Here is a 26,923-nt window from a genome sequence, read left to right as displayed (position 1 = left end):
TCCGGCTCAGCCGAGGAGGTCGCGCAGCGAGTCGCGCCATTCGCGGGGCGCGAAACCGGTGGCCTCGATCTTGGCGAGATCGAGCACCGACCAGCGCGGCCGCGGCGCCACGGGCCCCGTCGCCGAGGCGAAGTACTCGTCGGTGCTGACACCGGTGACCCGGTCGCGGTCGTGTCCCGTGAGCTCGAACACCTCGCCCGCGATCTCGGCCCACGAGGCGGGGTCTCCCGCGCCCGTCAGGTTGTAGGTGCCGAACGGGGCGCCGGTCTCGACCAGGTGGCGGATGCCGCGGGCGATCTCGTCGGTGAAGGTCAGACGTCCGATCTGGTCGTCGACGACCGAGGGGGCGACGCCTCGCTCGGCGAGGGTCGCCATCGTGCGCACGAAGTTCTTGCCTTCGCCGATGACCCAGGACGTCCGGATGACGTAGTGGCGGGGGACGGTCGCGACGATGGCATCGGCTGCGGCCTTGGTCTGCCCGTACACGCCCAGGGGAGCGACCGGCGCGTCCTCGGCATAGGGGGCATCCGCTGCGCCGTCGAAGACGTAGTCGCTCGAGACGTGCATGAGCGTGATGCCGTTGTCGGTCGCGATCCGCGCGAGCTGCGAAACGGCGGAGACATTGCCCGCCCAGGCGCCGGCGCGATCGGTCTCGGCGGCGTCGACGGCCGTATAGGCGGCGGCGTTGACGATCGTGCCGTAGTCGCGCCACCGGCGTGCGTGGGAGAGGTCGCCCGTCAGGTCGAGCTCGGCTCGACCGGCGAAGTCGACGCTCGGGTCGCCGTCGTACGCGGCGCGCAGCGCGAGTCCGAGCTGGCCGTTGGCGCCGACGACGAGTGTCTTCTTCGGCGGGATCGGGACGACGTCGGACAGCCGCGGGTGGGCCAGGTCCTTCGCGGAGATCTCCACCTCGGCCAGGGGGATCGGCCAGTCGATCGCCGCGGTCTCGTCGGCGAGGTTGAGGAACGAGTAGGACGCCTCCGGAGACCAGTGGTCGTTCACGAGGTACGTGTAGGCGGTGTCGGGCTCGAGGGTCTGGTACGAGTTGCCGACGCCGCGGGGGACGAAGATCGCCCGCGAGGGGTCGAGCTCGGCCGTGAACACGGTGCCGAAGGTGGGTCCCTCGCGCAGATCGACCCATGCTCCGAAGACGCGGCCGGTCGCGACGGAGACCCACTTGTCCCACGGTTCGGCATGGATGCCGCGGGTCGTCCCCACGGCGTCGTTGAACGAGATGTTGTTCTGCACTGGACCGAAGTCGGCGAGGCCGGCGGCGGTCATCTTCTCGCGCTGCCAGTTCTCCTTGAACCACCCGCGGCTGTCGCCGTGCACGGGAAGATCCCACAGGACGAGCCCGGGGATGCCGGTCTCGACGGGCGCGAGCGCTTTACCGAAATCCGTCACGCTCACTGACCCTTGCTGGCGTAGAAGGCCTCGACGCCGTCCTTGGCGGGCGCCCACCACGCCTCGTTCGCCCGGTACCAGTCGATCGTGGCGGCAAGACCCGCCTCGAAGTCGCGGTAGGTGGGCGACCAGCCGAGCTCGGTGCGGAGCTTGGTGGAGTCGATCGCGTAGCGGAGGTCGTGGCCGGCGCGGTCGGTGACGTGGTCGTACGCGTCGGGGGAGTGCCCCATGAGCTGGAGGATGAGCTCCACGACCGTCTTGTTGTCCTTCTCACCGTCGGCGCCGATGAGGTAGGTCTCGCCGATCTCACCCTTGTCGAGGATGGTCAGCACGGCGGAGGAGTGATCGTCGGCATGGATCCAGTCGCGGACGTTCTCGCCCTTGCCGTAGAGCTTGGGACGGATGCCGCGCAGCACATTCGTGATCTGTCGCGGGATGAACTTCTCGACGTGCTGGTACGGCCCGTAGTTGTTCGAGCAGTTGCTGATCGTCGCCCGGACCCCGAACGAGCGGACCCAGGCGCGCACGAGAAGGTCGCTGCCGGCCTTTGTGGACGAGTACGGCGACGACGGGTTGTACGGGGTGTGCTCCGTGAACCGCGCCGGGTCGTCGAGCTCGAGGTCGCCGTAGACCTCGTCGGTGGAGATGTGGTGCAGCCGGGTGTCGTGGCGACGAGCGGCCTCGAGCAGCGTGTACGTGCCGATGATGTTGGTGTCCAGGAACGGACGGGGATCGTGCAGCGAATTGTCGTTGTGGGACTCCGCGGCGTAGTGGACGACGGCATCCGCCTTCTCGAACAGTCCGTCCACGAGCTCGGCGTCGGCGATGTCGCCGACGACCAGGTCGACCCGATCCTCGGGGAGCCCGGCCAGCGACGCCTCATTGCCGGCGTAGGTGAGCTTGTCGAGCACCGTCACGGTGTGATCGGTGTGCGCGACGACGTGGTGGACGAAGTTGGACCCGATGAAACCGGCGCCCCCGGTCACGAGAAGGTGTGCCATGGTCAGAAGCCCCTGTTCAGGATGTCGAGGAGATACGTGCCGTATCCGGATTTGACGAGTTTCTCGGCACGGGCGCGGAGCTCGTCGTCGGTGAGGAATCCCTGCCGCCACGCGACCTCTTCGGGCACCCCGATCTTCAGCCCCGTGCGGCGCTCCATCGTGCGGACGTACTCACCGGCATCCAGCATCTGATCGAACGTCCCCGTGTCGAGCCAGGCCGTGCCTCGCGGGAGCACCTGGACCTGCAGCTTGCCCGCGGCCAGGTAGGCGCTGTTGATGTCGGTGATCTCGTACTCGCCGCGCGGCGAGGGCTTCAGGTCCCTCGCGATCTGCACCACGTCGTTGTCGTAGAAGTAGAGCCCGGGCACCGCGTAGTTCGACTTCGGCTCCGCCGGCTTCTCCTCCAGTGAGATCGCGCGGCCGTCCTCGTCGAACTCGACCACGCCGTACGCCTGGGGCTCGCCCACGTAGTACGCGAACACCGCACCTCCGTCGACGTCGTCGAACCGGGCCAACTGCGATCCGAGGCCCGGACCGTAGAGCAGGTTGTCGCCCAGCACGAGCGCGACCTTGTCGTCGCCGATGTGGTCCGCGCCGATCGTGAACGCCTGGGCCAGCCCGTCCGGCGACGGTTGCTGAGCGAACGAGAGCCGCACCCCGAACTGCGACCCGTCCCCCAGGAGGCGCTCGAAATGCTCCGCGTCGTGCGGCGTCGTGATGATGAGGATGTCGCGGATGCCGGCCAGCATCAACGTCGACAGCGGGTAGTAGATCATCGGCTTGTCGTACACCGGGATCAGCTGCTTCGACACGCCCAATGTGATCGGGTGCAGTCGCGTCCCCGAGCCCCCCGCGAGAATGATGCCCTTCATGGCACCCATCGTCCCATAGGGACACGCAGAACCCGGACGGCGAATCCTGGTCGGCGGCGGACCCGCCCCTAAAATGAACGGGTGATCAAGGTCTCCGTCGTCGTGCCCACGTACAAGACGTCCGTCGAGGGCATCGCCCGACTCGTCGGCTCGCTCGAGCGGCAGACGATGCCGGCGTCGGAGTTCGAGGTGATCTTCGTCGACGACGGCTCCCCGGACGACACCCTGCAGCGCTTGCGGAAGCTCGCGGAGACGCACAGCAACGTCCGGGTCGAGGCGATCGAGAACTCCGGCTGGCCTTCCAAGCCCCGCAACGTCGGGATCGAGCTGGCCCAGGGCGAGTACATCGCGTTCATGGACCACGACGACGAGCTGTACCCGGACGCGCTCCGAGCGGCATACGAGTTCGGAGTCGCGAACAACGCCGACGCCGTCAACGGCAAAGAGGCGCGGACGACGTCGGCGTCGTGGGGGATGGGCACGTACGACGAGGACCGGCCGCAGTCCATCGGCCGGACGGACGTGCACCCGCTGATCCCGATGAACCCGCACAAGATGTACCGTCGCGCATTCCTCAACGAACACGGCATCCGGTTCATCGAGGGTGCCCGTGTGCTGTGGGAGGACATCTTCTTCAACGTCCTGGTCTCCCGCCACGCCCGCGTGATCTCGACGCTGACCTCCGTCCCCTACTACCACTGGGTGACGACCAAGGGGAGCGGGTCCTCGACCTTCGTCAAGCACGGCGAGGACTTCTGGCGGTGGCTGCCGCGGGTCTGCCAATCGATCATCGACGAGCTCCCCGGCGAGGAGAACCGCCTGCAGCGCGAGCAGCTCGAGCTGCACCAGTACGGCAACCGTCTCGTGGGCGTCTTCGATTCCAAGTACGTCACGCGCACGCCCAAGCAGCGGCGGTTCATGTTCGAGCAGGCGCAGAAGCTGCAGCGGGACTTCGACTTCGCGCGTCTCGAGGGACGCATGAACTCCTCCAAGCGGGTGCGCGCGGAGCTCCTCCGCGCCGATCGCCAGGACCTTCTCGAGGAGATCTGCGTCTCCGACGCCGCCGTTCCCGGGTGGGCGCGTGCGACCACGGTGGAATGGCGGGGCGGCATCCTGCACGTCTCGAGCGACGTGACCTGGGCGGACTCCAAGGGGACCGTCCCCGCTCTGGTGAGGGACGGCGACCGGATCCGCAAGGGACTCCCGGCCGAGGTCCGCGACCTCGTGAGCGCCGAGGCGACCGACATGACGGCCGACGTCGACGGGATCACCGTCTCGGGGCTCGTGCGCTCGCGTCGTTCGCGCATCGCCTGGGCGCTGCCGCTCGAGAGCGACGTGCGCGTCGAGGACCTTCCCGACGGCACCGTCCGCGTCTCGGCGACCGCGTCGTTCACCGTCGACCCCGCCGCGGCCGCCTCGGGCGCCCCGCTCGAGGAGGCCACGCACTGGGACCTCCACGTGCACGCTCGCTTCGGCAACAGCTCGACCGATCGTCCTCTGAAGTCGACGATCCCGGCCTCCGTCACGCTGACCGACGGCCGGCTGCACCTCGTCTACCCGAACGACAGCACGAACGCGACGATCATCCCCGGCGGCCAGCGTGAAGCGGTGCGGCGGTTGACGCCCGAGAGCGCCGCTCTCGTCGACGGCGACCTCGTGCTCGATCTCGCGGGTCGCCATGACGGCGCCGGCGAGGTGGAGACCGTCGTCGGCGTGTGGACCGCGGGGGCGTCCAAGCTCTCCGATCGCCCGGCTCGCCTGCGCATCGCCGACGGCGCGGCACAGCTCATCGTGCCCGGCGCCGGCGTCGGCACGATCGACGTCCGCGTCGGGGACCGCGCTCCGGGAGGGCCGGGCGCGTGGACCGTGCGTGCCGACAAGGACCGCCGCATCCTCGAGCGCAGCAGCCGACCGTCGACGGACTCGACCCCGGCGTCCAAGCCGGCGCCCGCCCCGACTCCGGCCCCGACCCTGCGCCGCACGGTGGGCCGCGTCCTCCGCCGGTTCGGACTCCGGTGAGGGCGTCCGTCGCTCAGGGCCTCGCAGGCCCGGTGACGTAGAATCGGCAAAATGCCTGAACAGACAGCCCGTGGCGGCGAACCGACACCCCACGCGCCGGTTCCTCACGTGACCGGGAGTGCGACCATCGACGGCGACGTCGCCGAGATCATCGGGCAGCCCCTCCCGTGGGACGATCTCGCGGGTAAGACGGTGCTCGTGACCGGCGCGGCCGGGATGATCCCCGCCTACGCCGTCTACACGCTCCTCGGTCTCAACGATGTGCGGGATGCCGGGATCACGGTCCTCGCCCTCGTCCGCGACGTCGACAAGGCCCGCCGTCAGTTCGCGGCCGCGGCCGACCGCGAAGATCTCCTCTTCGTCCGCGGTGACGTCCGCCACGCCATCGAGATCGACCGCCCCGTCGACCTCGTCATCCACGGCGCGTCGCCGGCTCGGCCGTCGCTGCACGCCGCGAGCCCCGTCGACACCATCCGCGCCAACGTCACCGGCGCATTCGGGCTCCTCGACCTCTGCGTCGCGTCGCCGGGAGCGCGCTTCGTGCTGATGTCGTCCGCGGAGGTCTACGGGCAGCGCGTGTCCGACGGTTCGCTCGTCGCCGAGGACGAGTACGGCTCAGTCGACATCCTCAACCCGCGCGCCTCGTACACCGAAGGCAAGCGGGCCGCCGAGACGATCGCGGTGAGCTACCACGCGCAGCACGGCGTCCCCATCACGATCGCGCGCTTCGGCCACATCTACGGGCCCGGGATGGCCCTCGACGACGGACGCGTCCAGGCCGACTTCACCGCCGACGTGCTCGCGGGTCGGGACATCACCCTCAACAGCGACGGCAGTGCGCGGCGCACGTACACGTACCTTGCCGACGCCGTCTCGGGGATGTTCGCTGCGATCCTCCAGGGCGAGGACACCGCGTACAACGTCTCCGACCGCGACGGCTTCATCAGCATCCGGGAACTCGCCGAGGCGTTCACCCGGGCGCGGCCCGAGAAGGACCTCACGGTGCGCTTCGCCGAGGGCGTCGACCACAGTCGCTACAACTCGGTGAAGGGTCAAGGGCTCGACGACACCCGCCTCCGCAGCCTCGGCTGGGCGCCGCACGTGGGACTCGGCCGCGGCCTCGACCGCACCATCGCATGGCACGAGGAGCGCGGAGAGGGGAACCGGTCGTGACCGACGCAGCTGTGCCCGCGGCATCCGTGGAACCCGTCGAGGCGGAGCAGGTCGTGCGACCGCGGCCGCCGTTCGACGTGACGGTCGACTCGCTGAGCTGGGAGCGCGCCAAGCTCACCATCCGCCTCAGCGTCGAGCAGGTCGGCCCGTGGACCCCCCTCGAGCCCGAGTGGGGCGAGATCCCGCCGCCCGCCGTCGACTTCCGCCTCATCGACGGCAAGCGCCGCATCCCCGTGCCGTTCACGGAGGTGGCCCCCGGCTCGTTCGAGCTGCACGTCGACGTCCCGACGTTCCGCGACCGGCAGGCGATCCCCAACGGCACCTGGCGCATCGTGATGTTCGCCCACGGTGAGCGCGTCGCGCCCGCCCGCTTCGACGGACGATCCCTGCGCGAACTCGACGAAGGCTCACGGGTCTTCCTCTACGACGGCAACCGCGCCGTCACGACCGTGTCGTTCGGCATAGCGGAGAACTCGGTCGACCTCGAGCGCCTCGATTTCCTCATGCGGAGCTACCACCTGTTCCGCTCCCGTCCGAAGCCGAAGAAATTCCGGCCGATCAAGCGGCTCAAGGCCCTGCTGCTCGGTGCGCCCTCGAAGCAGCGCTACGCCGGGCTGATCTACCAGATCATCACGCGCACCGTCGGGGTCAAGCCCGGCCGCATCCTCTTCGCCTCCGACCAGCGCGTCCGCATCGAGGGCAACCTCCGGCGCGTGCAGGAGCGCATCGTCGAGCGCGGGCTGCAGGACCGCTTCGACATGAAGTACTCGTTCCGGCTTCCCCGTTCGGGTGGGTGGGGGACGACCCTTCGGATCATCTACCTGCTGGCGACCAGCGAGATCGTCCTGCTCGACGACTACTTCGGCATCCTCAAGAGCCTGCGCATGGATCCGCGGACCAAGGTCATCCAGCTCTGGCACGCCGGCAGCGGGTTCAAATCCGTCGGCTACAGCCGTTTCGGCAATCTGGGATCGCCGAAACTGTGGCACCCGCACCGCCAGTACACCTTCGCCATCACGGGGTCGGAACACCTCCGACACGTGTACGCCGAGGCGTTCGGCATCGAAGAGGCCGCCGTCATCCCGACCGGCCTGCCGCGCGTGGACTGGTTCCTCGATCCGCAGCGCCGTGACCAGTTCCTCGAGGACTTCGCCGCCGAGTACCCGCAGATCGCCGGCAAGAAGGTCGTGCTGTTCGCGCCGACGTTCCGCGGCCGCTCGATCTACACCGCGTTCTACGACTACAGCCAGATCGACTTCGAGGCGCTCTACGACGCCTGCGGCGACGACACGGTCGTCCTCTTCCGCATGCACCACTTCGTCAAGAACCCGATCGAGATCCCCGAGCAGTACCGCGACCGGTTCTTCGACTTCACCCATTACCCCGATGGGCTGAACCTGCTGCACGCGACGGACGTGCTCATCACCGACTACTCGTCGATCATCTACGAGTTCTCGCTCCTCGACCGTCCCATGCTGTTCTTCGCTCCCGACCGGGTGAACTACGCCGCGACGCGAGGATTCCATCGGGACTACGGCGAGACCGCCCCCGGTCGCGTCGCGGACACCTTCGACGACGTGATCGACGCGCTCCGCACGGGGGAGTTCGAGCAGGAGAAGGTCGCCGAGTTCCGACGCCTCAACTTCGACCGGGTCGACACCGGTGCGGCCGATCGCGTCATCGACTGGCTGATCATCGGCAACCCCGACACCGAGAAGATCACCGAGAGCCCGGTGCCGACAGCGCAGTCCTCGTCCAACACCGCAGAGTCCAGTGAGAAGGACGTTCCAGAAGAGGAGATCGCGTGAACATCGCCATCATTTTCGCCGGCGGGATCGGTTCCCGCATGTCGTCGGCGACGTTGCCGAAGCAGTTCCTCGAGATCCACGGGACTCCGTTGATCGTGCACACGCTGCAGCACTTCCAGGACCACCCCGAGATCGACCGGATCGCGGTGTCGATCCTGCCCGAGTGGCGGGACCGGTTCGCGCGGCTGGTCGCACGGTACGAGCTCACGAAGGTGAACTGGATCGTCGACGGCGGCGCCACCGGCCAGGAGTCGCGCCACCGGGCGCTGCGGGCCGTGGCGAACGAGGCGCCCGCCGACACCGTCGTGCTGCTCCACGACGGCGTGCGTCCGCTCATCAACGCGGACGTCATCTCGGCGAACATCGAGACCGTCCGCGCCCACGGCCCCGCGATCACCAGCACGAAGTTCAACGAGACGATCATCACCTCCGCAGACGGCGCGGTCGACGAGGTCATCCCGCGCGACCACCTCTACGTCGCCCAGGCGCCGCAGAGCGGCCGGCTCGACACCGTCCTCGGCGTCTACGACCAGGCCGTCGCCGACGGGGAGAACGACTCCATCGACACCTGCAGCCTTCTCCGACGCTACGGGCACACCCTGTTCCGCGTGGACGGGCCCCGCTCGAACATCAAGATCACGACGGCGGAGGACTACTACATCTGCCGCGCGTTCTTCGACGTCATCGAGCGCAACCAGATCGGCGGCTGAGGCGGGCTGTGACGCGGCGGGTCAGCCCGCCGCGTTGCGCATCGCGGCGACGTTGACGGTCACGATCTGACCCGTCAGATCGGATGCCGCCACGTTCAGGGTGACCCGCGCCACATCGGCGGGGTCGAGCAGGCTGTCGAGGGGCTCCTCGCCGAAGGCCTGCGTCCGCATCGGCGTGCGCGTGCGCTGCGGGTTGATGCAGTTGATCCGCACCCGAGACAGCTCCCATTCCTCGGCCAGGGCCTGCGTGAGGTTCACGACGCCGGCCTTGGTCGCCGAGTAGGCGCTGTAGCCGGCCCGCCCGCGCGTGTACGAGCTCGACGTGAACAGGACGACCTGTCCGCCCGTCTCGGCGAGGTAGGGGTGGGCTTCGCGGGCCACGATGGCCGGCGCGATGAGGTTCACCTGGATCGTGTCCTTGAGGTCGCGCTTGCGGCTCTCGACGAGCGGCGCGATGCGCAGGACCCCGGCCGTGACGATGACGACGTCGATCCGGCCGCTGCGCTGATAGGCCTCTCCGAGCGCAGCGCGGACGGCCTTGCCGGAGCGGATGTCGGTCCCCGTCGAGGACCGACTGAACTCGTGGACGGTGGCCCCGGCATCCGTCGCCTGCTGGACGATGCTCTCGCCGATGCCGTAACTGCCGCCGAAGACCACGACCGTCTTGCCCGAGAGGTCGGGGACGGTCGTCATGCTCTCGAGGGACAGGCTCGCCGACTGCAGCTGGAAGAGCTTGTCGGCGATGTGCACGTCGATCGGCTCGGTGACCTTCATGTTCTCGGCGGTCCCGTCGACGACGTAGATGGGGACCTCGGGAAGGTAGGCGAAGACGACACCGCAGTCGTCCGTCGCCCGGAAGGACGGGTCGGTCGCCGCGATCTCGTACGCCTTGCGGATCGTGCCGAGCCGGAAGGCCTGCGGCGTCTGGCCGCGTCGCAGCAAGGAGCGGTCCGGGATGCCGGTGATGAGACGGTCGGCATCCACCTGGATGATCGTGTCGGCCGAGGGGATCGCGGTGTCGACGGCTTCGTACGTGTCGAGCGCGCGCACGCAGTCCTCGATGATCCGGTCGTCGATGAAGGGACGGACGGCGTCGTGGAAGAGGACCTTCGTGTCGTCGCCCTCGAGCGCGGCGATCGCCAGCTGGGTCGTGTCGTTGCGGGTCTCGCCGCCGGGGAGGATGCGGGTCAGCTTCGCGAAGCGCTCGCTGTCGAGCAGATGATCGAGCTCGCCGATGGCTGCCGCGTTCATCATGATGACGATCTCGTCGATGTGCGGACTGCCCTCGAGGGCTTCGAGGGTGTGCTCGACGATCGCCTTGCCCGCGATCTTGATGAGCTGCTTCGGGATGCCGAGGCCCACCCGGACTCCGATGCCACCGGCCAGGACGACGGCGACAGTGCGGGGTGTGGTCACGGCGAGAGCTCCTCGTGAGTCGGTGCGGACGTGTGCTGACACGCCCGCACCATCCTATGCGAGGGCCCCTGCTCCTATGAGAGGGCGCCGGCTCGGCCGGGTCCGTCGATCCGGTCGAGCACCAGGCGGGCGATCCGGTCGGCGCACGGACGGGCGGTGGTCCCCTCGGACTCGGCGACCCAGCGACGCGCGAAGGCTGCGGCATCCGTCGCCTTCGCGGCACCCGCTTCGACGGCTGTCGCGAGCTCGTCGACCGTCGTGCAGACGGGGCCGGGCAGGTCGCGCCGGTAGTCGAGGTAGAAGTCGCGGGTCGCGAGGTACTCGTCGAGGTCGGGGGCGAGGAAGTACGTGGGGACCCCCCGCACCGCCGCCTCGAACAGCGTCGAGGAGTAGTCCGTGATGAAGACGTCGGCGACGGTCAGCATCTCCTGGGTCGAGAAGCCTTCGGCGGTGTCGACGTCGCTGCCGCGCAGGGTCATGAGGGGGTGCAGCTTCACGACGACGTGCACACCGACCGCCTCGAGGGCGGCGACGACGTCGTCGGGCGCGGCCATCGCGGTGTCCTCGATCCGGAAGGTCGGTGCGAAGACCGCGATCTTCGCGCCGCGCAGGTGCGGATGCCGGCGGTAGATGCGCTCGCGGGTCTGCCGGGTCAGCTCGTCGTCGCGCAGCCGGTCGACCCGGGGGAGCGGGGCCACGACGATGCGGCTGTCGTCCGTTCCGAAGGCCTCGGCGTAGGGCGCACGGCACGCGTCGCCGCTGGCGAGCACGAGGTCGTAGCCCTCGTGCATCCGCATCGCGTCGGCCAGCCGCTCGTCGCGCCCCTCGCCCGTGCCGAGGATGCTCAGCCCGAACTTCTTGAACGCGCCGAGGGCGTGCCAGATCTGGATGACGACGAGGTCGTCCTTGTGGCGCAGCATGCTCGCCACCATCGAATAGGTGTCGACGATCAGGACCCGAGCGGTCGCTACGTGGAACAGCTGAACGAGCAGGTGTGCGGCGTAGCCGAGCTTCCTCACGAGTCCGGGTGGCACCATCCTGACGAGCGAGACGACCCTCACGGTGGGGTCCATCTCGGCGATCGCGGTGCGCAGATCGATGAAGTCGTCGGTCTCCTCGGGGTGCTCGCGGCTGATCATGACGACCTTGCGGCGCGTGGGCAGCAGCTTCAGCGGTGCGTAGCAGGCGCGCAGGGCGGTGCGCAGCACGTGCGCGGCGAGCAGGTGACGACCGACGGGACCGTCGATGCGCGTGGGCTGCACGGGCGGATCGTCGAGCAGCTTCGGGCGCTCGTCGACCTGACGCGGGGTGAGGATCATCTCGCGCACGATGCGCTCGGTGGAGTGGCCGTCGCAGGCGGACATGAAGCGCTCGCGGAACGCCTCGAGGTCGTCGCCGGCACGGGCGTCGCGGATCGCGGCCGCCAGATCGGCGCCGTCGGTCACGAGCGGGCCGGCGAGGTAGTCCTCGAACGGGTGGTAGAACGATCGTTCGGCGGCGTACACCTCGACGTCGGGGCAGAAGAACACCATGGGCCGACCGAGCAACGAGAATTCGAAGATGGCCGAGGAGTAGTCGGTGATGAGGACGTCGGCCGCCATCATCAGCTCGTTGAGCTCGCGCTCCGCGGAGACGTCGATGATCCGCTCGTGCGAGGGGATGTCCGCGCCCTTGCGAGCGACGAAGGGGTGCAGCTTGACGAGGACGACCCACTCCTCGCCGAGGTCGTCCGGAAGCTCCGACCACGGGACCGCGTCGATGTCGTAGTGGGCGCTGAGCTGCCCGTTGCCGCGGAAGGTGGGGGCGAAGACCGCGACGCGCTGGTCGGGACGGATGCCGAGCCGCGCCCGTACGTCCCGACGGCTGCGCTCGATCAGCTCGGTGTCGAAGAACACGTCCGTCCGGGGGACTCCGAGTGCGTGCACGCGGGCGACATCCATCGCGAACGCCTCGGCGTAGTCGGGGCGGATCGCCTCGGAGCTGACGGTCGCATCCGTGTAGTTGCGGTGCGCGACGGAGCCGGGCAGGGGTCCGCCCGGGAGGCCGGCCCGGCTCCATCCGACCTTCTTGTACGCGCCGGCGGCGTGCCAGACCTGCAGCAGGCGGGTCTCGGGCCTCAGGCGCAGGGGGTAGATCATCGGGTAGTAGTCGTCGAGCACGATCGTCTGCGCCCGGGCGAGCTCCCACGGCAGGCGCAGCGAGTCCTGCAGCGGACGGCGGTCGGCGAGGCCGGCTTTGAAGATCCCCATGATGCGGGCGTCCGGCCGCTGTCGGCGGATCTCGTCGCGCAGGAACGCGATGTTGCCGGAGAAGTCCGTGCGGGAATCCGACAGGAAGAGGGTGCGGCCCTCCCGCACGCGGACGAGCCGGGACGCGACCGCGTAGAGCGCGATCCACAGTCCGAACCGCCACCTCTGCAGGAAGGCGTTCCCTCGCAGACGCCTGCGAAGCAATCGCACGGATGAACCTCCTGGATCGTGGCGGGTATCGGTCGATTCTAAGCGGGTGCGCCTGGCCCGAATGCGTCCGGGGAGATGGAGGCGTCCGGGGCGAGCGGGCGTTCGCGTCGCCACCCCCGCACGAGCGATGCCCGCGTCGCGCAGAGCACCAGGAGGAACCACCCCGAGCCGCCGAGCAGCGAGCTGGTCACGATCGAGTCCGTCAGGAGGACGATGATGACGAGGGCGGGCCACACGTAGACGGTCGACCTGCGCTCGCTCGCCGACGTCCATGCGCGGGCGAGGGCGAGACCGACGAACACGACAAGGAGGACGACGCCGACCGTGCCCGCCTGGATCAGCACATCCATCCACGCGTTGAGCGCGGAGGCGTGCGAGCGGCCGGTGACGATGCGGATGTAGGTGTAGGGGGAGAGGTGGTCGGGCCAGGTGTCGACCCAGCCCCATCCCTGCACCGGCCGCAGTGCCGACATGTCGAGGATGACGTTCCACAGCCGTGACCGCGTGAAGAAGTCGGGTTCGGCGTTCAGCCAATACACGAGCGGGCGGCGGAAGAGGTAGACGAGGATCAGCCCGACCACGACGACGGCGGACAGGACCCCCTGCAGGACCGGTCTGACGCTCGGGCGGACGCGCCGGAGGATCGCGAGGGCGCCGGTGGCCGTCCCCGAGATGAGCACCATCCCGAGCACGATGGGCGACGCGGTGAACACGGCGAGGGTCGCGGCGAGGGCGACGGAGCCGATCGCCACGCCGGCGCTCACCGACCGGGTCCGCCATTCCACGAGGAAGGTGAGCAGGGCGATGATCGTCACGAGCCCGAGTGCCGTGCGGGTGCCGAAGATCCCCTGGATCGGGCCGCCGTAGGCGATGTTGCCCGCGATGCCGAGGAACGTGATGGGAAGGTTGAGGAGGATGCCGCTGAGGATCTCGAGTCCGAGCGAGACGGCGAGCAGCATCCGCAGCACGTCTCCGGTGGCGCGCACAGTCTGCAGGGTGTCGCGGAACTGCGCGACGACGACGGCGAGGAAGGTGGGCGCCGCGAGCTGCAGCCATCCGGAGAGGGTCGCCTCGGGTGAGCCCGACCACCCGACGGTGATCAGCAGCCAGGCCAGCAGGACCAGCAGCGTCGTGGGGATGAGATGGATGACCCGGAGCTCCGCCCGACGGGCGAGCATCATCCCCGCGCCGATCACGCACAGCCCGGTCAGGATCGCGCCGTAGCCCGCGTCGCCCATCAGCTGACGCAGGGCGTGCGTCGAGAAGAGCGCGCCGATGGTCACGAGGGAGTAGACGGCGGCGACCTCGGTGGATTGCAGGGCGGTCGACAGTCGCGGGAGTGCGCGGGGGGTGCTCATCGCTCGGACGGCCTGTCGCCCTGTTCGCCGATGAGGCGCTCCTCGGACGGGCCGCGTCCCACCAGGGGTGCCTGCTTGATCTTGAAGGCGAACAGGATGAGCAGGAACCACCCCCAGTTCAGGAGGGGTGTCGATTCCGCGAGGCCCTGCACGAGGAGGATGGCGCCGGTGAGGGTCGGCAGCAGGGTGACCGCCGTGTAGGGCCGGTCCGAGACGAGGTCCCATCGCGGGCGGTCGACGGCGAAGAACCAGGAACGCCAGATGAACGCGACGTACGCCGCCGCGATGAGGACGATCCCGACGACGCCCAGCTGCAGGAAGACGTCCACCCACATGTTGTGGGCCTGCATGACCGTCTGCCCGTGGTCGATGATCCAGCCGTCGAAGGCGGGGTCGGTCGGGATCCACGGCGTCGAGAAGCCCCATCCGATCACGGGGTGCTCGACGGCGCGTTCCAGGACCTTCTGCCAGATCGATTCGCGTCCGGTCAGGTCGCTCGAGCGGCCGAGTGCCGTGAACACCCGGTCGCGCAGTGCCCACGCCGCCACGAGGCCGCCGACCGCGACGACGCCGTAGAGGACGTAGTAGCGAGTCCTCTCACCGGCGCGCGTGGTCGTCCGCATGACGAGGACCGTGATGAGGACGACGACGACCGCGACGGCCGACACGGTGGCGGTCGCCGATCCGGCGCGGACGAAGAGGAACGCGGCCAGGAGCATCCAGAGGACCAGGACGGGGCGACGGGGGGCCGTGGACGCGATGCGGATGGCGAAGACGACGATCCCGAGGAGCGCCACGTACGCGAGCGCGTTGGAGTTGCCGAAGATCCCCTGGATGCGGCCGCCGTCGAACAGGTTGTCGCGCGACCACAGCACGATGGGGTCGGCGACCCGGCCCTCGGGGCGGACGAACTGCGGCAGGATCGGGCCGTCCCAGACGAGACTCACCCACAGTTCGAAGAGGATCGACAGCGAGAGGATCCACTTGAGGGCGGATGCCAGGGCCCGGACGATCTCGCGCCAGGTGAGGACCGCCCCGACGAAGAGGGCGCCCACCGTCGTGACGATCAGGAGGGCGACGGTCAGCAGGGTCGCGTTGATCCAGTGGGTCCAGATCGTCGAGGCGACGGCCCACAGGAGATAGGCGAGCGCGTACCAGGGGAGTCGGGGCCACTGCACCCGCGGCCGCGTCGTCAGCCAGAGGGTCACCGAGACGAGGAAGCTCGCGACGCCGATGGCGGCGGCGACGCCGACTCCGAAGGCGAGCGGCAGGGCCGTCCCCGACAGGGTGACGACCAGCAGGACGATGCACCAGCCGCGCAGCAGGATGTGGCTCGTCCGCTCACGCGGCGGGGCTGCCGGGGGCGCCGAGACCGGGTGCGAGGAGTGGACGGCCATGGTGACAGAAGGGTATCGCGCGGCCCCGTGCGTTCCGCCCCACGCCCTAGGCTGTTCGCGTGCTGGAGACGCTCTCGAACGAACCCCGTGACTACGCGTGGGGTTCCCCCACCGCCATCCCGTCCCTCCAGGGGCGGACCCCCAGCGGAGCGCCCGAGGCCGAGGTCTGGTTCGGCGACCACCCGGGCAGCCCCGCCGTCCTCGGCGACGGCCGCTCGCTGATGCAGGCGAGGACGGATGCCGGGGCGCCGCCGCTCCCGTTCCTCCTGAAGATCCTCGCGGCGTCGTCGTCGCTGTCGATCCAGGCGCACCCGGACCTCGAGCAGGCGCGGGCCGGCTTCGCCGCGGAGGAGGCGTCCGGCGCGCCCCGCGACGCCGCCGAACGCATCTACCGCGATGACAACCACAAGCCCGAGATCATCGTCGCCCTGAGCGAGCGGTTCCGAGCCCTCGTAGGGCTGCGGCCCGTCGAGGACACGCAGCGCCTGCTCGGCGGCCTCGGCGAGGCATCCGGTGTCCGACGTCTTCGCGCGGCACTGGACGCCGCCGCCCCTGCCGATGCACTGCGAGCCGTGATCGAGGAGGTGCTGAGCGGGCGCGCCGACGACATCGTCTCGGACGTCTCCGCGGCGCTCGCCGACGCCGTCGTGCCGGACTTCGCCGAAGAGGTCGATGTCCTCCGGGCCGTCGTGCGCGACTTCCCCGGGGATGCCGGCATCGTGGTCGCCCTGCTCATGAACCTCGTCGTGCTCCGCACCGGCGAGGCCGTGTTCGCCCCTGCCGGGGTGCTCCACGCGTATCAGGACGGTCTCGGCGTCGAACTCATGGCGGCCAGCGACAACGTCCTGCGCGGCGGGCTGACCCCGAAGCACATCGACGTCCCGGAGCTCATGCGCATCGTCGACACCGAGCCCGGCGCGGCGCCGCTGCTCGACCCCGTGTCCGCCGATGCGGGGGAGCTGTTCGACGCCGGAGTGGCGGACTTCCGCCTCGCCCGGTACGCACCGACCGGCACGCCGTTGCACGTCGGGCTCGACGGACCCGCCATCGTGCTGGCGACCGAAGGCCGCGTGATCGTGTCCGCCGGGGGACGGCGCATCGATCTCACGCCGGGGAACGCCGCCTACGCGCAGGACGAGTCGGAGCTCGTGCTGGACGGCTCCGGGGTCGCCTACCTGGCCCGGCCGGGTGTGCAGGGCTGAGGTCGCGACACGCCGGGGAGCCTCAAGAAGATTCAATATCGGGTTGAGGGTTTACGATCTGCGACTTGACCCGAGCGAATCACACGGGTGTAATTAGGCATCGGCCGCACCGCGGCGAGTGTCTACAGGTGGGAGAGCAAGATGACGGGTTACCGTTCCGGCGTTCCCGAGAATTGGTTCGTCGATCCGGTGAACCTCGGTGTCCCCGGAGTCCGTCGCCGGGTCGACACCGACGAGGACACCGCGCTGGCATGGCAGGCCGACGCCCTGTGCGCGCAGACGGATCCGGAGGCCTTCTTCCCGGAGAAGGGCGGATCGACGCGTGACGCGAAGCGCATCTGCACCTCGTGCGACGTCCGAGGCGAATGCCTCGAATACGCCCTCCAGAACGACGAGCGCTTCGGCATCTGGGGCGGTCTGAGCGAGCGCGAGCGACGCAAGCTCAAGCGGCGCGCTTCCTGACGCGATCCGCGCCACCCCGCCCGTCCTCCCCGCGTCGCCCGAGTCGCGACCTAGGCTGACCTGGCCATGCCCGCCCGAGTACACGCGATCCTCGTCGTCCGCCCCCACGGACGAGGCCCCACGGATCTCCACCTGAGCCGCACCCTGCGCGCGCTCGCCGCCCAGACGCGGCGTGCCGACGCGCTCACCGTCGTCCTCTGCGGACCCGACGAGACCCTCAAGAAGCTCGCGTCCGAGTCCGGAGCCGAAGCGGTCATCGTCGCAGGCCGGGGGACCGGCTTCGCCGAGGCCCTCCGCCTCGCGAGCCGGCGTATCACCGGCGACGCCGTCTGGTTGCTCGCGCAGGACACCGCGCCCGCTCCGGACGCGCTCGCACGCCTCGCCGGAGCGCTCGAGACCGCCCCCTCGGTGGCGCTCGCCGCGCCCAAGCTGGTCTCCTGGGACGACCCCAGTCGGATCGTCTCGCTCGGGGTCACGCTCACCCACACGGGGCGCACGGTCGGTCTCGCCGACGGCGAGCTCGACCAGGGGCAGCACGACGCCTCCGAGGACGTCCTCGGATCGGACATCCGCGGCGTCCTCGTCCGCTCGCAGGTCTGGAACGCCCTCGGGGGGATCGACCAGGGTCTGGCCGGCGCCGACGAGGGTCTCGACCTCGGCATCCGCGCCCGCCTCGCCGGCGGTCGCGTCGCTCTGACGCCCTCCGCGCTCGTCGCCGTCGCCGGTGACGGCGTCGCGGGAACCCCGGCGGGACGCTCGGCCGGCGCGCGCGGCCGCCGTCTCTACGCCGCGCGGAAGGCCGAGCTCCACCGTCGCCTGGCCTATGCCCCGGCTCCCGTGGTCCTGCTGCACTGGCTGACCCTCCTGCCCCTCGCCCTGTGGCGCACCCTCGGCCATCTGGTCGCGAAGACTCCGGGACGCATCGGACCCGAGTGGGCGGCGTCGTTCTCGGTGCTCGTGTCGTTCGCGGCCGTCGTGCGCGCGCGCCGCACCATCCGGCGGAACCGGACCGCCTCGTGGCTGTCCCTGGCGCAGCTGCGGATCGGCCGACGGGACCTGCGTGAGCGGCTCGAGGACGAAGCGGATGCCGCAGCGGCTCCGCGCGAGGACCTCCGCTTCTTCAGCGGCGGCGGCGCCTGGGTCGTCCTCGGCGCCCTCGCCACCTCCGCGCTGTCGTTCAGCGCGCTCCTGGCGTGGCCCGTGCTCGGCGGGGGAGGTCTCGCGCCGCTGCGCAGCGGCGTCGTGGCGCTGTGGACGGATGCCGCGTACGGCCCGCGTGCGCTGGGCTGGGACACCGTCGGGCCGGCCGACCCCTTCGCGTCGGTCGTCGCCCTCGTCGGTTCGCTGTCGCCCCTCGCGCCCTCGCGCGCGATCGTCATCCTCTGGCTCCTTGCACTGCCGCTCGCCGCGCTCGGCGGATGGTTCGCAGCGACCCGCGTCACCGAGAGGTCCGTGCTGCGCTGCGCCGCGGCCTTCGCATGGGCGGTGGCACCTCCCTTCCTCGCGGCACTGATCGAGGGGCGACCGACCGCGGTCATCCTGCACCTCGCGCTGCCGTGGCTCATCTACACGGCCGCGGCCGCGCGACGGTCGTGGAGCAGCGCCGGGCTCGCCTCGATCATCCTCGTCGTCGTGCTCGCCTGCGCGCCCTCGCTGGCACCCGCTCTGATCGTGCTGTGGCTCGTGGCCATCGTCCTGGCCATGTCGATGCGACGCGGGCGGGGAGCCGGGCGCATCGCCTGGCTGATGATCCCGTCCGTGGCGATCTTCCTGCCCCTCGGGTGGTACCACCTCACGACGGGGGACCCCCTCGCGATCCTCGCCGACCCGGGCCGGCCGCTCGCGCTGAGCGGAAACCCCGACGGGTTGTTGCCGAAGGTCCTGTTCGCGTTCGGCTACCCGTCGACCGACGGCGTCGGCTGGACGCAGTTCCTCGGTGAGGACGGGCGGGCCTGGTGGGTCGCCGCCTTCACGGCGCCGGTCGTGCTGCTCGCCCTGCTGGCGCCGGTCGTCGGGCGGCTGCTCCCGGCATCCGTGGCGCTCGTCGCCGCCGTCCTCGGCGTCGCCACGGCGGCCTTGGGATCGGGCGTGGCCCTCACCGCCGGCATGTCCGGGCCCGTCTCGATCTGGCCGGGAAGCGCGCTCTCGCTCGCGTGGGCGGGCCTCATCCTCGCCGCCGTCACCGGCCTCGACGGGTTCCGCCGGGTCGACGCCCTCGTCCCCGTCGCGGCATCCGTCGTGATCGCCTTCCTCGCCGTCGGCGCCGTTCCGGCCCTCACGGCCGTCGTCCGCGGTGATTCCGCCCTGCAGGACGGGCCGTCCAGCACACTCCCCGCTTACGTCCAGACCGCCGGCAGCGAGGGTGAGCGCGACGGTGAGCAGACGGCGACCCTCGTCCTGACCGTGCAGGCGGATGCCGCCTACTCGGCCTCCGTGGTCTGGGGCGCCAGCGAGACCCTCGGCGGGCAGACGACGCTGCAGTCCACGCGCCCCGAGCTGACCGCCGGTGACCGCGAGCTGGCCCACGTGACGGCCGACCTCGTCTCCACGGTGACCGGCGACGTCGTCGCCCAGCTCGGTCGGCACGGCATCGCGTACGTCCTCCTCGAACAGGCCCCCCGCGAGAGCGACCGCGCCCGTGCGGCGCGGCTCGGGGCGCAGAACCTCCTCAATCAGCGAGCCGATCTCGTGAGCGTCGGGCAGACGGCCCGCGGCGTCCTGTGGGGCGTCAAGGGGACCATCGCCGAGCGCACCGTCGACGACGCCTCGGGGCCCACTTCGGTCCGCGTCGCCCTGCTGCAGCTCGGCGTCATCGCCGTCGCGCTGCTGCTCGCGGTCCCGACGCGCGCCAGCCTCCGGGCCGGCAGGCGTCACCCCCGCATCATCGGGGAGCGGGACGGGCTCGCAGAAAGGTCGGCCTCGTGACCACCGCCCGCCGGATCCGCCGCGGCGTCGGCGCCGCCCTGAGCCTCGCCGTCGTGGCGGGGACCTTCCTCATCGCGACCGCTACCCTGCCGACCGTCGAGCGGTCGACGCTCTCGCTGACGACGCGGCCCGAAGCCGCGACCTCCCTCCTCTCGTGCGCGGGCCCGGTGCTCGCCGTCGGACGGGATACCGAGGACGTCGGCGCGCTGCAGGTCGCCGCCCCGCAGAACGTGGTGTCGGGAACCGTCGCCGGTGCGCCCGCACCCGTCGCGGGCGAGATCGCCTCCGCGGTCCCTGATGCCCCGCCGATCGCGTCGTTCTCGGCGGAGCCGGTCGATCGCATGCGCACCGACCTGGCCGCGGCGGGGTCGTCGCGTGTCGACGCCGACGATCTCGCCGGGTTCGCGGCATCCGCCTGCACCCCGCCCGCCATGGAGACCTGGCTCGCCGGGGGCAGCGGCCTCACGGGCGCGGCGGATCTCGTCATCCTCGCCAACCCCGGCGATGTCGCGGCCCGCGTGGATCTGACGGTCTTCGCCTCGGGCGGCCGCGTGGCCCCCGATGCGGGTGCGGACATCCTGATCCCCGCCGGCCAGCAGCGCGTCGTGCCCCTCGCCTCGCTCGCGCTCGGCGAAGCGAGCCCCGTCGTGCTCGTCTCGGCGACGCAGGCACCCGTGCAGGCCGTCCTGCAGTCGAGCCTCACCCGGACGCTCGTCCCGGTCGGCGTCGACCAGGGCGGCGCGACCGGGCTCCCGAGGGCTCAGCAGACGATCCCCGCGTTCTCGAGCGTCGCGGAAGGTGACGAGCCCACCGACACGGTGGTGCGGCTGCTCGCCCCTTCGGACGACACGACCGCGACCGTGACGGTGTCGCCCGTCGGGCGACGCACCACCGCTGCCTCCTTCCCCGATCTCACCCTCGCGGCCGGCGTGCCCGTCGACGTGGATCTGGACACGCTTCCCCAGGGTCGCTATCGCGTGGAGGTCGACGCGGGTGCACCGGTGGTCGCCTCGGTCCACACCTCGACGGGATCGGATGCCGGGTCCGACTTCGCCTGGTACGGCACCGCGGACGACATCCGCGTGCCCTCCCTCCTCGCGGTCGCCGACGGGCCGAGTCCGCAGCTCGCGCTCGTGAACCCCGGTGCCTCCGAGGTGGCCGCGGTCCTGACCGAGGATGCGGGCGCCGGCGAGCCGCGCGAGGTGCGCGTCCCCGCGGGCGGTTCGGTCTCGGTCGACCTGCGCGCCGGCGAGCTCTACCGGCTCGACCCCGCGGGGGGCACACTGCGCGCGGGCGTGACCTTCACGGCATCCGATGCGGTCGCCGGCTACGCCGTGGCCCCTGCCGACGCCGCCGCCGCACCCGTGGTCGTCCGTCCGCGCTGATCGCGCACGGAAGGGCGTCGCGCGAACAGAGGCTCAGAAGCGCACGCGCCTCAGAATCGGAACCGGTCGGGCCCGAGGTCCCACGGATCGCGGTCGAGGTATTCGGCGGCGGCGCGGAACACGCAGCTCTCGATCATCATCCGGCGGTGGAGTTCGTCGTTGCGGTGCAGTCTCGCGAGCCGTTCGATGGGGAGTCGGAACAGGACGATGCGCTTCTGCTCCGACTGCACCGCCCACCGGGGGATGCCGTCGTCGTCCGCGGCATCCGGCATCCAGCCGATGTCGAAACGGACCTCACGCAGCTCCGGCCATGCGCTCCGGAGGAACTCGACCGCCGTCGTGACCGTCAGATCGAACTTCTCGGCGCGCGTCTCGATCGCGGGAAGCGGGGGCCGGACGACGGAGCTCCGGTCGAGGCGGCCGTGTCGACCGTGCCGGTCGGGGCGGACACTCGTGCGCGCTCGTCGCCTCACGGGTCCACCTTGCTGAGCATGACGCCATCCTAGGCGTCGAGCGGGCGCCCGGCGCTCTCCTGCCATGCCGCGATCCCCGCCGCGATCAGTGCGAGCGCGGCGGCGAAGCCCCCGTCGTCGGTGGAGTCGACGGATGCCGCCGTCAGGGACACCTCGGACGCCGCGGTGCCCCAGGCATCCGCCGACCGCCGCTGCTGCTCGTGGAAGGTGACGCCGACGACGTAGTGGGTCACGGCGTCGGCGACGACGCGGGCGGCGGGGGAGTCCTCGACGGTGCGCAGCGCGTCGTGGACGGGTGAGTCGACGAGGCCGAGGGCGAGGGAGCTCGACACCACTTCGGCACCGTCGCGGTGGGCGAGGAGCCGGTCGTGCAGGCGGTGCCCCAGGGTGACGGCCGCCCGGCCGAGGTCGGTCGGGTCACCCGGGCGCAGCGCGACGGGGGCGAGGATGCGCGCGCTCACAGCCGCGAGAAGCTCCTGCTTGCTCGCGACGTGCCAGTACAGGGCGCTCGGCTGGACACCCAGGTCCTCCGCGAGGCGCCGCATCGACAGGTCGGGGAGGCCCACGCGATCGAGGACGGACAGAGCGGCGTCGACGACGTCGTCCTTGGTGCGCCGGAGACCCCGGGAGGGCGGGTTTGGATCGCGCGCAGTCATGGCGTTACCCTACCTGAACGGTGTTCACGTGAACGCTGTTCAGGAGGATGAGATGACCCGCTCGCGCCCGACACCCCGGCTCGACACGACCGACCTCTCCCGGGCGGCCGTCTTCGCCGGGGTGATCGCCGTCCTCGGCCTTCCCGGCTCCTTCTCCGTCTTCGGCGGCGTGCCGATCACCGCCCAGACGCTCGGGGTGATGCTGGCCGGCGCCGTGCTCGGCCCTCTCGTGGGTGCCGTCTCGGTCGGTGCCCTCCTCGCGCTCGTCGCGATCGGACTCCCGCTGCTGGCGGGCGGTCGCGGGGGAGCGGCGGTGTTCGTGGGGCCGACGGCGGGTTACCTCGTCGGATGGCTGGTGGGCGCCGTCGTGATCGGACTGATCGTGCACCTCGGCGGACGCCGGCCCGTGTGGTGGCGGACCTTCATCGGCGTGGTCGTCGGCGGCGTCCTCGTCGTCTACGCCTGCGGCATCCCGGTCCAGAGTCTCATCATGCGCATCGGAATGGATCAGGCGCTGATCGCGAACCTCGCCTTCGTCCCCGGCGACCTGGTCAAGGCCGTGATCGCGACGCTCGTCGTGGGCGCCTTGGTCCGGGGGTACCCGCGCGCCTTCCGTCGCACGTGGGCGCCGCGCGGCGCTGCGCGTGAGGCGGCACCGGTCCGGTGACGAGCGCCCTCCGGCTCGCCGACGTCTCGGTGCGCCTGGGCGACGTCGAGGTCCTCCGGGGGGTCGACCTCGCCCTCAACGCTCGGAGCATCGCCGTCGTGGGCGACAACGGCTCCGGCAAGTCGACGCTCGCGCGGCTGATCGGCGGACTCATCCGGCCCACGCAGGGCCGCGTCGAGGTGCTCGGCCTCGATGCCGAGAAGGATGCCGCCGCCCTCCGCCGCCGCGTCGCGATCGTCTTCAGCAATCCCGACGCCCAGATCATCATGCCGACCGTCGCCGAGGACGTCGCGTTCTCGCTCCGTGCGGATCGGCTGCCCCGCGCCGAGCGGGATGCCCGCGTCGCCGCCGCGCTCGAGAGGTTCGCCCTCGCCCCCCTCGCCGACCGGCCGGCGTACGAGCTGTCCGGCGGGCAGAAGCAGCTGCTCGCCCTGTGCGGCGCCTTCGTCCGCGAGCCGGACCTCGTGGTCGCCGACGAGCCGACCGCGTTCCTCGACGGACGGAACGCCCACCTGATCTCGGCGCACCTGCTCGCCGACTCCGGCCACCGGCTCGTGGTCGTGACGCACGACCTCGACCTCGCGGCGCGGTGCGACGTCGCGGTCCGGATGCACGAGGGAAAGGTCGCCCGGGTGGGGCCCGCGCCCGAGGTCGTGGCCGCCCACGCCGCGAGCTGGCGATGCTGACGCTGTACCGGCCCGGGAAGGGGCCGTGGCACCGGATACCCGCGGGCTCGAAGGCGGCGATCCTGCTCGCCCTCGTCCTCGCCGTCTCCCTCCTCCCCACGGCGTGGCCGACCGCCGCGATCACCGCGGCGGTGTGCGCGGTCTGCCATCTCGTGCCGGGAGTCGGACTCCGTGAACTCGCCCGCCAGGTCTGGTCGCTCCGGTGGCTCGTCGTGGTGGCCTTCGGCATCCCGTGCATCTTCCTCGGCGTCGAGGCGGCGACCGTCGGCACCGTCCGCATCGTGGCCGCGGTCGCCCTCGCTGGGCTCCTCGCGTCGACCACCCCGGTGACCGCCCTCCTCGACGTGGCGGAACGGGCGCTCGGCCCGCTGCGCGTGATCGGGGTGGATGCCGCCCGCGCGGCGCTCCTGCTCGTCGTCGCACTCGGCACGGTTCCCACCCTCGCGCGCCTCGCGGGCGAGGTCCGCGCGGCGCAGCGGGCGCGGGGAGCCCGCGGCATCCGTGTCTTCGCTGTGCCGTTCCTCGTCCTCGCGCTCCGCCATGCGGACGATCTCGGCGACGCCCTCACCGCCCGCGGGGTGCGCTGAGCCCGGCGCGGCTCCGTGTCGCGGCCCGCCTCCACGGCTAGCGTGGACGCGATGCGAGAGAGACTGTGTTCCAAGGTGGGCTGTGCCCGCGAGGCCGTGACGACGCTGACCTACGACTACGGCGACCAGATGGCCGTCCTCGGTCCGCTCGGCGGCGGGAACGACCCGCACGCCCACGATCTCTGCGCCATCCACACCGGTCGGATGTCGGTCCCGAAGGGCTGGGTCGTCGTCCGTCACGAGACCCTCCGCGTCTGACCCTGCGTGGCAGGATGGGCGCGTGCCCACTCCCGTGAAGACCATCGAACACGTCGTCGCCGATCTTTCGCTCGCGGAAGCCGGTCGTCACCAGATCCGCCTCGCCGAGAACGAGATGCCGGGTCTGATGGCCCTCCGCGAGGAGTACGGCGACTCCCGGCCCCTCGCCGGAGCGCGGATCGCCGGTTCGCTGCACATGACGGTGCAGACGGCGGTCCTCATCGAGACGCTCGTCGCCCTCGGCGCGCAGGTGCGGTGGGCGAGCTGCAACATCTTCTCCACCCAGGATGAGGCGGCGGCAGCGGTCGTCGTCGGTCCTGGCGGCACCGTCGCCGAGCCCGCCGGCGTGCCGGTGTTCGCGTTCAAGGGCGAGACCCTCGAACAGTACTGGGAGCTCGCCGATCGCATCTTCGACTGGTCGGACGAGGGCTTCGACGGGCCGAACCTGATCCTCGACGACGGCGGCGACGCCACCCTCCTCGTTCACAAGGGCGTCGAGTTCGAAGCCGCCGGTGCTGTTCCGGACGCCACGACGGGCGATTCGGGCGAGTACCGCATCGTCCTCGACACGCTCCGGAAGAGCCTCGCCCGCGATCCGCAGCGCTTCACCCGCCTGGCCAGGGGCCTGCTCGGTGTGACCGAGGAGACGACGACCGGTGTCCACCGCCTCTACGAGCTCCACGCCGCCGGGAAGCTGCTCTTCCCCGGCATCAACGTGAACGACTCGGTCACGAAGTCGAAGTTCGACAACAAGTACGGCATCCGCCACTCGCTGCCCGACGGCATCAACCGGGCCACGGACGTCCTCATCGGCGGCAAGGTCGCGTTCGTCGTCGGCTACGGCGACGTCGGCAAGGGTGCCGCCGAGGCGCTCCGCGGCCAAGGCGCCCGCGTCATCGTGAGCGAGGTGGATCCGATCTGCGCGCTGCAGGCGGCGATGGACGGCTACCAGGTCGCACGCCTCGAGGACGTCGCCGACCAGGTCGACATCGTCATCACGGGCACCGGCAACACCCGTGTCGTCACGGTGGACCACCTCCTCTCGCTCAAGCACCTCGCGATCGTCGGCAACGTGGGCCACTTCGACGACGAGATCGACATGGCCGCCCTCGAGGCTCTGCCCGGCGTCGAGAAGATCGAGATCAAGCCGCAGGTGCACGAGTTCCGGCTGCCGACCGGGCGCAGCATCCTCGTCCTGTCGGAGGGGCGCCTGCTGAACCTCGGCAACGCGACGGGGCACCCGTCCTTCGTCATGAGTGCGTCGTTCACGAACCAGGTCCTCGCTCAGATCGAGCTCTTCACGAAGACCGACGCGTACCCGACCGGTGTGTACGTCCTGCCCAAGGCGCTCGACGAGAAGGTCGCCCGCCTGCACCTGTCGGCTCTCGGCGTGCGGCTGACGCAGCTCACCGACGAGCAGGCCGCCTACATCGGCGTACCCGTCGACGGCCCCTACAAGCTCGACCACTACCGATACTGACGCCGACACGCCCGAGCGCATTTTCTTTTGAATGGATCAAAAGAGCGCGTAGGCTGATCGCATGACCGACCTCGCCGCAGACCCTGCCGTCGCGCTCCGCGATGCCGGGCTCAGGGTGACGGAATCGCGGCTCGCGGTGTTCGCCGCCCTCGCCGCCCATCCGCACGCGAGCGCCGACGCGGTGTTCGCCGACGTGGCGGGCGAACTCCCCAAGGCGAGCCGTCAGTCGGTCTACAACGCGCTGAACGACTTCGCGGATGCCGCGCTCGTCCGCCGCATCGAGCCCGCCGGTCAGCCCATGCTGTTCGAGCTGCGCGTCGACGACAACCACCACCACCTCGTGTGCACGTCCTGCGGCCGCGTCCAGGACGTCGACTGCGCCGTCGGCGCCGCGCCCTGCCTGCATCCGTCGGACGATCACGGCTTCCGGATCGCCTCCGCCGAGGTCACCTACTGGGGTCTCTGCGGCGCGTGCGCCGCCGAGGCCGCCGCCTGAACCCATCCGCCCTCTTTCACCACCCCGAA

General features: G+C 70.7%; 23 protein-coding genes. 14 read left to right on the top strand and 9 right to left on the bottom strand.

Annotated features, from left to right (window positions below):
- Positions 1 to 6: 6 nt before the first annotated feature.
- Genes AC4NN1_RS05755 through rfbA form a run of 3 tightly spaced genes read right to left on the bottom strand, consistent with a single transcriptional unit; the run spans position 7 to position 3,277 of the window.
- Positions 7 to 1,410, bottom strand: a complete 1,404-nt coding sequence (locus AC4NN1_RS05755) for a sugar nucleotide-binding protein (protein WP_491954779.1) — start codon at positions 1,408 to 1,410, stop codon at positions 7 to 9.
- Complete coding sequence (gene rfbB, locus AC4NN1_RS05750; RefSeq protein WP_018188744.1) at positions 1,407 to 2,405, bottom strand: dTDP-glucose 4,6-dehydratase; 999 nt, start codon at positions 2,403 to 2,405, stop codon at positions 1,407 to 1,409. The genes AC4NN1_RS05755 and rfbB overlap by 4 nt, the downstream gene beginning before the upstream one ends.
- 2 nt (positions 2,406 to 2,407) lie before the next feature.
- Positions 2,408 to 3,277 carry a glucose-1-phosphate thymidylyltransferase RfbA gene (gene rfbA, locus AC4NN1_RS05745; RefSeq protein WP_018188743.1) on the bottom strand — a complete coding sequence of 290 codons (870 nt, stop codon included), beginning with the start codon at positions 3,275 to 3,277 and terminating at the stop codon, positions 2,408 to 2,410.
- Positions 3,278 to 3,358: 81 nt separating this feature from the next.
- On the opposite strand from rfbA, the gene AC4NN1_RS05740 reads away from it, so the two are divergent.
- Genes AC4NN1_RS05740 through AC4NN1_RS05725 form a run of 4 tightly spaced genes read left to right on the top strand, consistent with a single transcriptional unit; the run spans position 3,359 to position 8,987 of the window.
- A complete protein-coding gene (locus AC4NN1_RS05740) occupies positions 3,359 to 5,296 on the top strand; it encodes a glycosyltransferase family 2 protein (RefSeq protein ID WP_491954778.1) in 1,938 nt (645 codons plus the stop codon).
- 51 nt (positions 5,297 to 5,347) lie between these two features.
- The gene (locus AC4NN1_RS05735) at positions 5,348 to 6,469 is read left to right on the top strand and encodes an NAD-dependent epimerase/dehydratase family protein (protein ID WP_491954777.1); all 1,122 of its coding nucleotides are present in this window, start codon (positions 5,348 to 5,350) and stop codon (positions 6,467 to 6,469) included.
- A complete protein-coding gene (locus AC4NN1_RS05730) occupies positions 6,466 to 8,277 on the top strand; it encodes a CDP-glycerol glycerophosphotransferase family protein (RefSeq protein WP_491954776.1) in 1,812 nt (603 codons plus the stop codon). Before AC4NN1_RS05735 ends, AC4NN1_RS05730 begins: the two co-directional genes overlap by 4 nt.
- Positions 8,274 to 8,987: an IspD/TarI family cytidylyltransferase gene (locus AC4NN1_RS05725; RefSeq protein WP_018188739.1), complete on the top strand. Its 714-nt coding sequence runs from the start codon at positions 8,274 to 8,276 to the stop codon at positions 8,985 to 8,987. The genes AC4NN1_RS05730 and AC4NN1_RS05725 overlap by 4 nt, the downstream gene beginning before the upstream one ends.
- Before the next feature lie 21 nt (positions 8,988 to 9,008).
- Here the strand turns inward: AC4NN1_RS05725 and AC4NN1_RS05720 are convergent, their stop codons facing one another.
- The 4 genes from AC4NN1_RS05720 to AC4NN1_RS05705 form a co-directional block, all read right to left on the bottom strand.
- Positions 9,009 to 10,403 (bottom strand): bifunctional cytidylyltransferase/SDR family oxidoreductase, encoded by a 1,395-nt coding sequence (locus tag AC4NN1_RS05720; RefSeq protein WP_018188738.1) that lies wholly within the window; start codon positions 10,401 to 10,403, stop codon positions 9,009 to 9,011.
- Between the two features lie 74 nt (positions 10,404 to 10,477).
- Positions 10,478 to 12,862 (bottom strand): CDP-glycerol glycerophosphotransferase family protein, encoded by a 2,385-nt coding sequence (locus AC4NN1_RS05715; protein ID WP_491954775.1) that lies wholly within the window; start codon positions 12,860 to 12,862, stop codon positions 10,478 to 10,480.
- A gap of 38 nt (positions 12,863 to 12,900) precedes the next feature.
- Positions 12,901 to 14,220 carry a hypothetical protein gene (locus AC4NN1_RS05710; protein WP_491954774.1) on the bottom strand — a complete coding sequence of 440 codons (1,320 nt, stop codon included), beginning with the start codon at positions 14,218 to 14,220 and terminating at the stop codon, positions 12,901 to 12,903.
- The gene (locus tag AC4NN1_RS05705) at positions 14,217 to 15,617 is read right to left on the bottom strand and encodes an O-antigen ligase family protein (protein WP_491954773.1); all 1,401 of its coding nucleotides are present in this window, start codon (positions 15,615 to 15,617) and stop codon (positions 14,217 to 14,219) included. Before AC4NN1_RS05705 ends, AC4NN1_RS05710 begins: the two co-directional genes overlap by 4 nt.
- Positions 15,618 to 15,676: 59 nt before the next feature.
- Between AC4NN1_RS05705 and manA the strand changes: the two genes are divergently transcribed.
- From manA to AC4NN1_RS05685, 4 genes are all read left to right on the top strand, one after another.
- Complete coding sequence (gene manA / locus AC4NN1_RS05700; RefSeq protein WP_491954772.1) at positions 15,677 to 16,819, top strand: mannose-6-phosphate isomerase, class I; 1,143 nt, start codon at positions 15,677 to 15,679, stop codon at positions 16,817 to 16,819.
- A 141-nt stretch (positions 16,820 to 16,960) separates the two neighbouring features.
- Positions 16,961 to 17,281: a WhiB family transcriptional regulator gene (locus AC4NN1_RS05695; RefSeq protein ID WP_018188733.1), complete on the top strand. Its 321-nt coding sequence runs from the start codon at positions 16,961 to 16,963 to the stop codon at positions 17,279 to 17,281.
- 66 nt (positions 17,282 to 17,347) lie between these two features.
- Positions 17,348 to 20,206, top strand: coding sequence for a glycosyltransferase family 2 protein (locus AC4NN1_RS05690; protein WP_491954771.1), 2,859 nt, complete (start codon positions 17,348 to 17,350; stop codon positions 20,204 to 20,206).
- The gene (locus AC4NN1_RS05685) at positions 20,203 to 21,591 is read left to right on the top strand and encodes a DUF5719 family protein (RefSeq protein WP_491954770.1); all 1,389 of its coding nucleotides are present in this window, start codon (positions 20,203 to 20,205) and stop codon (positions 21,589 to 21,591) included. Before AC4NN1_RS05690 ends, AC4NN1_RS05685 begins: the two co-directional genes overlap by 4 nt.
- A gap of 50 nt (positions 21,592 to 21,641) precedes the next feature.
- Here AC4NN1_RS05685 and AC4NN1_RS05680 read toward each other — a convergent pair whose 3' ends face one another.
- Positions 21,642 to 22,064: a metallopeptidase family protein gene (locus AC4NN1_RS05680; RefSeq protein ID WP_491954769.1), complete on the bottom strand. Its 423-nt coding sequence runs from the start codon at positions 22,062 to 22,064 to the stop codon at positions 21,642 to 21,644.
- Between the two features lie 29 nt (positions 22,065 to 22,093).
- The gene (locus tag AC4NN1_RS05675) at positions 22,094 to 22,720 is read right to left on the bottom strand and encodes a TetR/AcrR family transcriptional regulator (protein ID WP_020096754.1); all 627 of its coding nucleotides are present in this window, start codon (positions 22,718 to 22,720) and stop codon (positions 22,094 to 22,096) included.
- 52 nt (positions 22,721 to 22,772) lie between these two features.
- Here AC4NN1_RS05675 and AC4NN1_RS05670 point away from each other — a divergent pair, with 52 nt between their 5' ends.
- From AC4NN1_RS05670 to AC4NN1_RS05645, 6 genes are all read left to right on the top strand, one after another.
- The gene (locus AC4NN1_RS05670) at positions 22,773 to 23,387 is read left to right on the top strand and encodes a biotin transporter BioY (protein ID WP_491954768.1); all 615 of its coding nucleotides are present in this window, start codon (positions 22,773 to 22,775) and stop codon (positions 23,385 to 23,387) included.
- On the top strand, positions 23,384 to 24,073 hold the full coding sequence (locus tag AC4NN1_RS05665; RefSeq protein WP_491954767.1) for an energy-coupling factor ABC transporter ATP-binding protein: 690 nt from the start codon (positions 23,384 to 23,386) through the stop codon (positions 24,071 to 24,073). Before AC4NN1_RS05670 ends, AC4NN1_RS05665 begins: the two co-directional genes overlap by 4 nt.
- The gene (locus tag AC4NN1_RS05660) at positions 24,067 to 24,660 is read left to right on the top strand and encodes a CbiQ family ECF transporter T component (RefSeq protein WP_491954766.1); all 594 of its coding nucleotides are present in this window, start codon (positions 24,067 to 24,069) and stop codon (positions 24,658 to 24,660) included. Before AC4NN1_RS05665 ends, AC4NN1_RS05660 begins: the two co-directional genes overlap by 7 nt.
- A 51-nt stretch (positions 24,661 to 24,711) precedes the next feature.
- On the top strand, positions 24,712 to 24,918 hold the full coding sequence (locus AC4NN1_RS05655; RefSeq protein WP_026303039.1) for a DUF3499 family protein: 207 nt from the start codon (positions 24,712 to 24,714) through the stop codon (positions 24,916 to 24,918).
- 22 nt (positions 24,919 to 24,940) lie between these two features.
- Entirely contained in the window at positions 24,941 to 26,398 is a 1,458-nt protein-coding gene (ahcY, locus tag AC4NN1_RS05650; protein WP_491954765.1) for an adenosylhomocysteinase, read from the top strand.
- A gap of 61 nt (positions 26,399 to 26,459) precedes the next feature.
- Positions 26,460 to 26,894, top strand: a complete 435-nt coding sequence (locus AC4NN1_RS05645) for a Fur family transcriptional regulator (protein WP_018188723.1) — start codon at positions 26,460 to 26,462, stop codon at positions 26,892 to 26,894.
- The last annotated feature ends 29 nt before the right edge of the window (positions 26,895 to 26,923 follow it).

Source organism: Microbacterium sp. MDV22-iso44, assembly GCF_058629135.1.
Note: the sequence above shows the minus strand (reverse complement) of the source record. Positions and strands in the feature narration are given on the sequence as shown.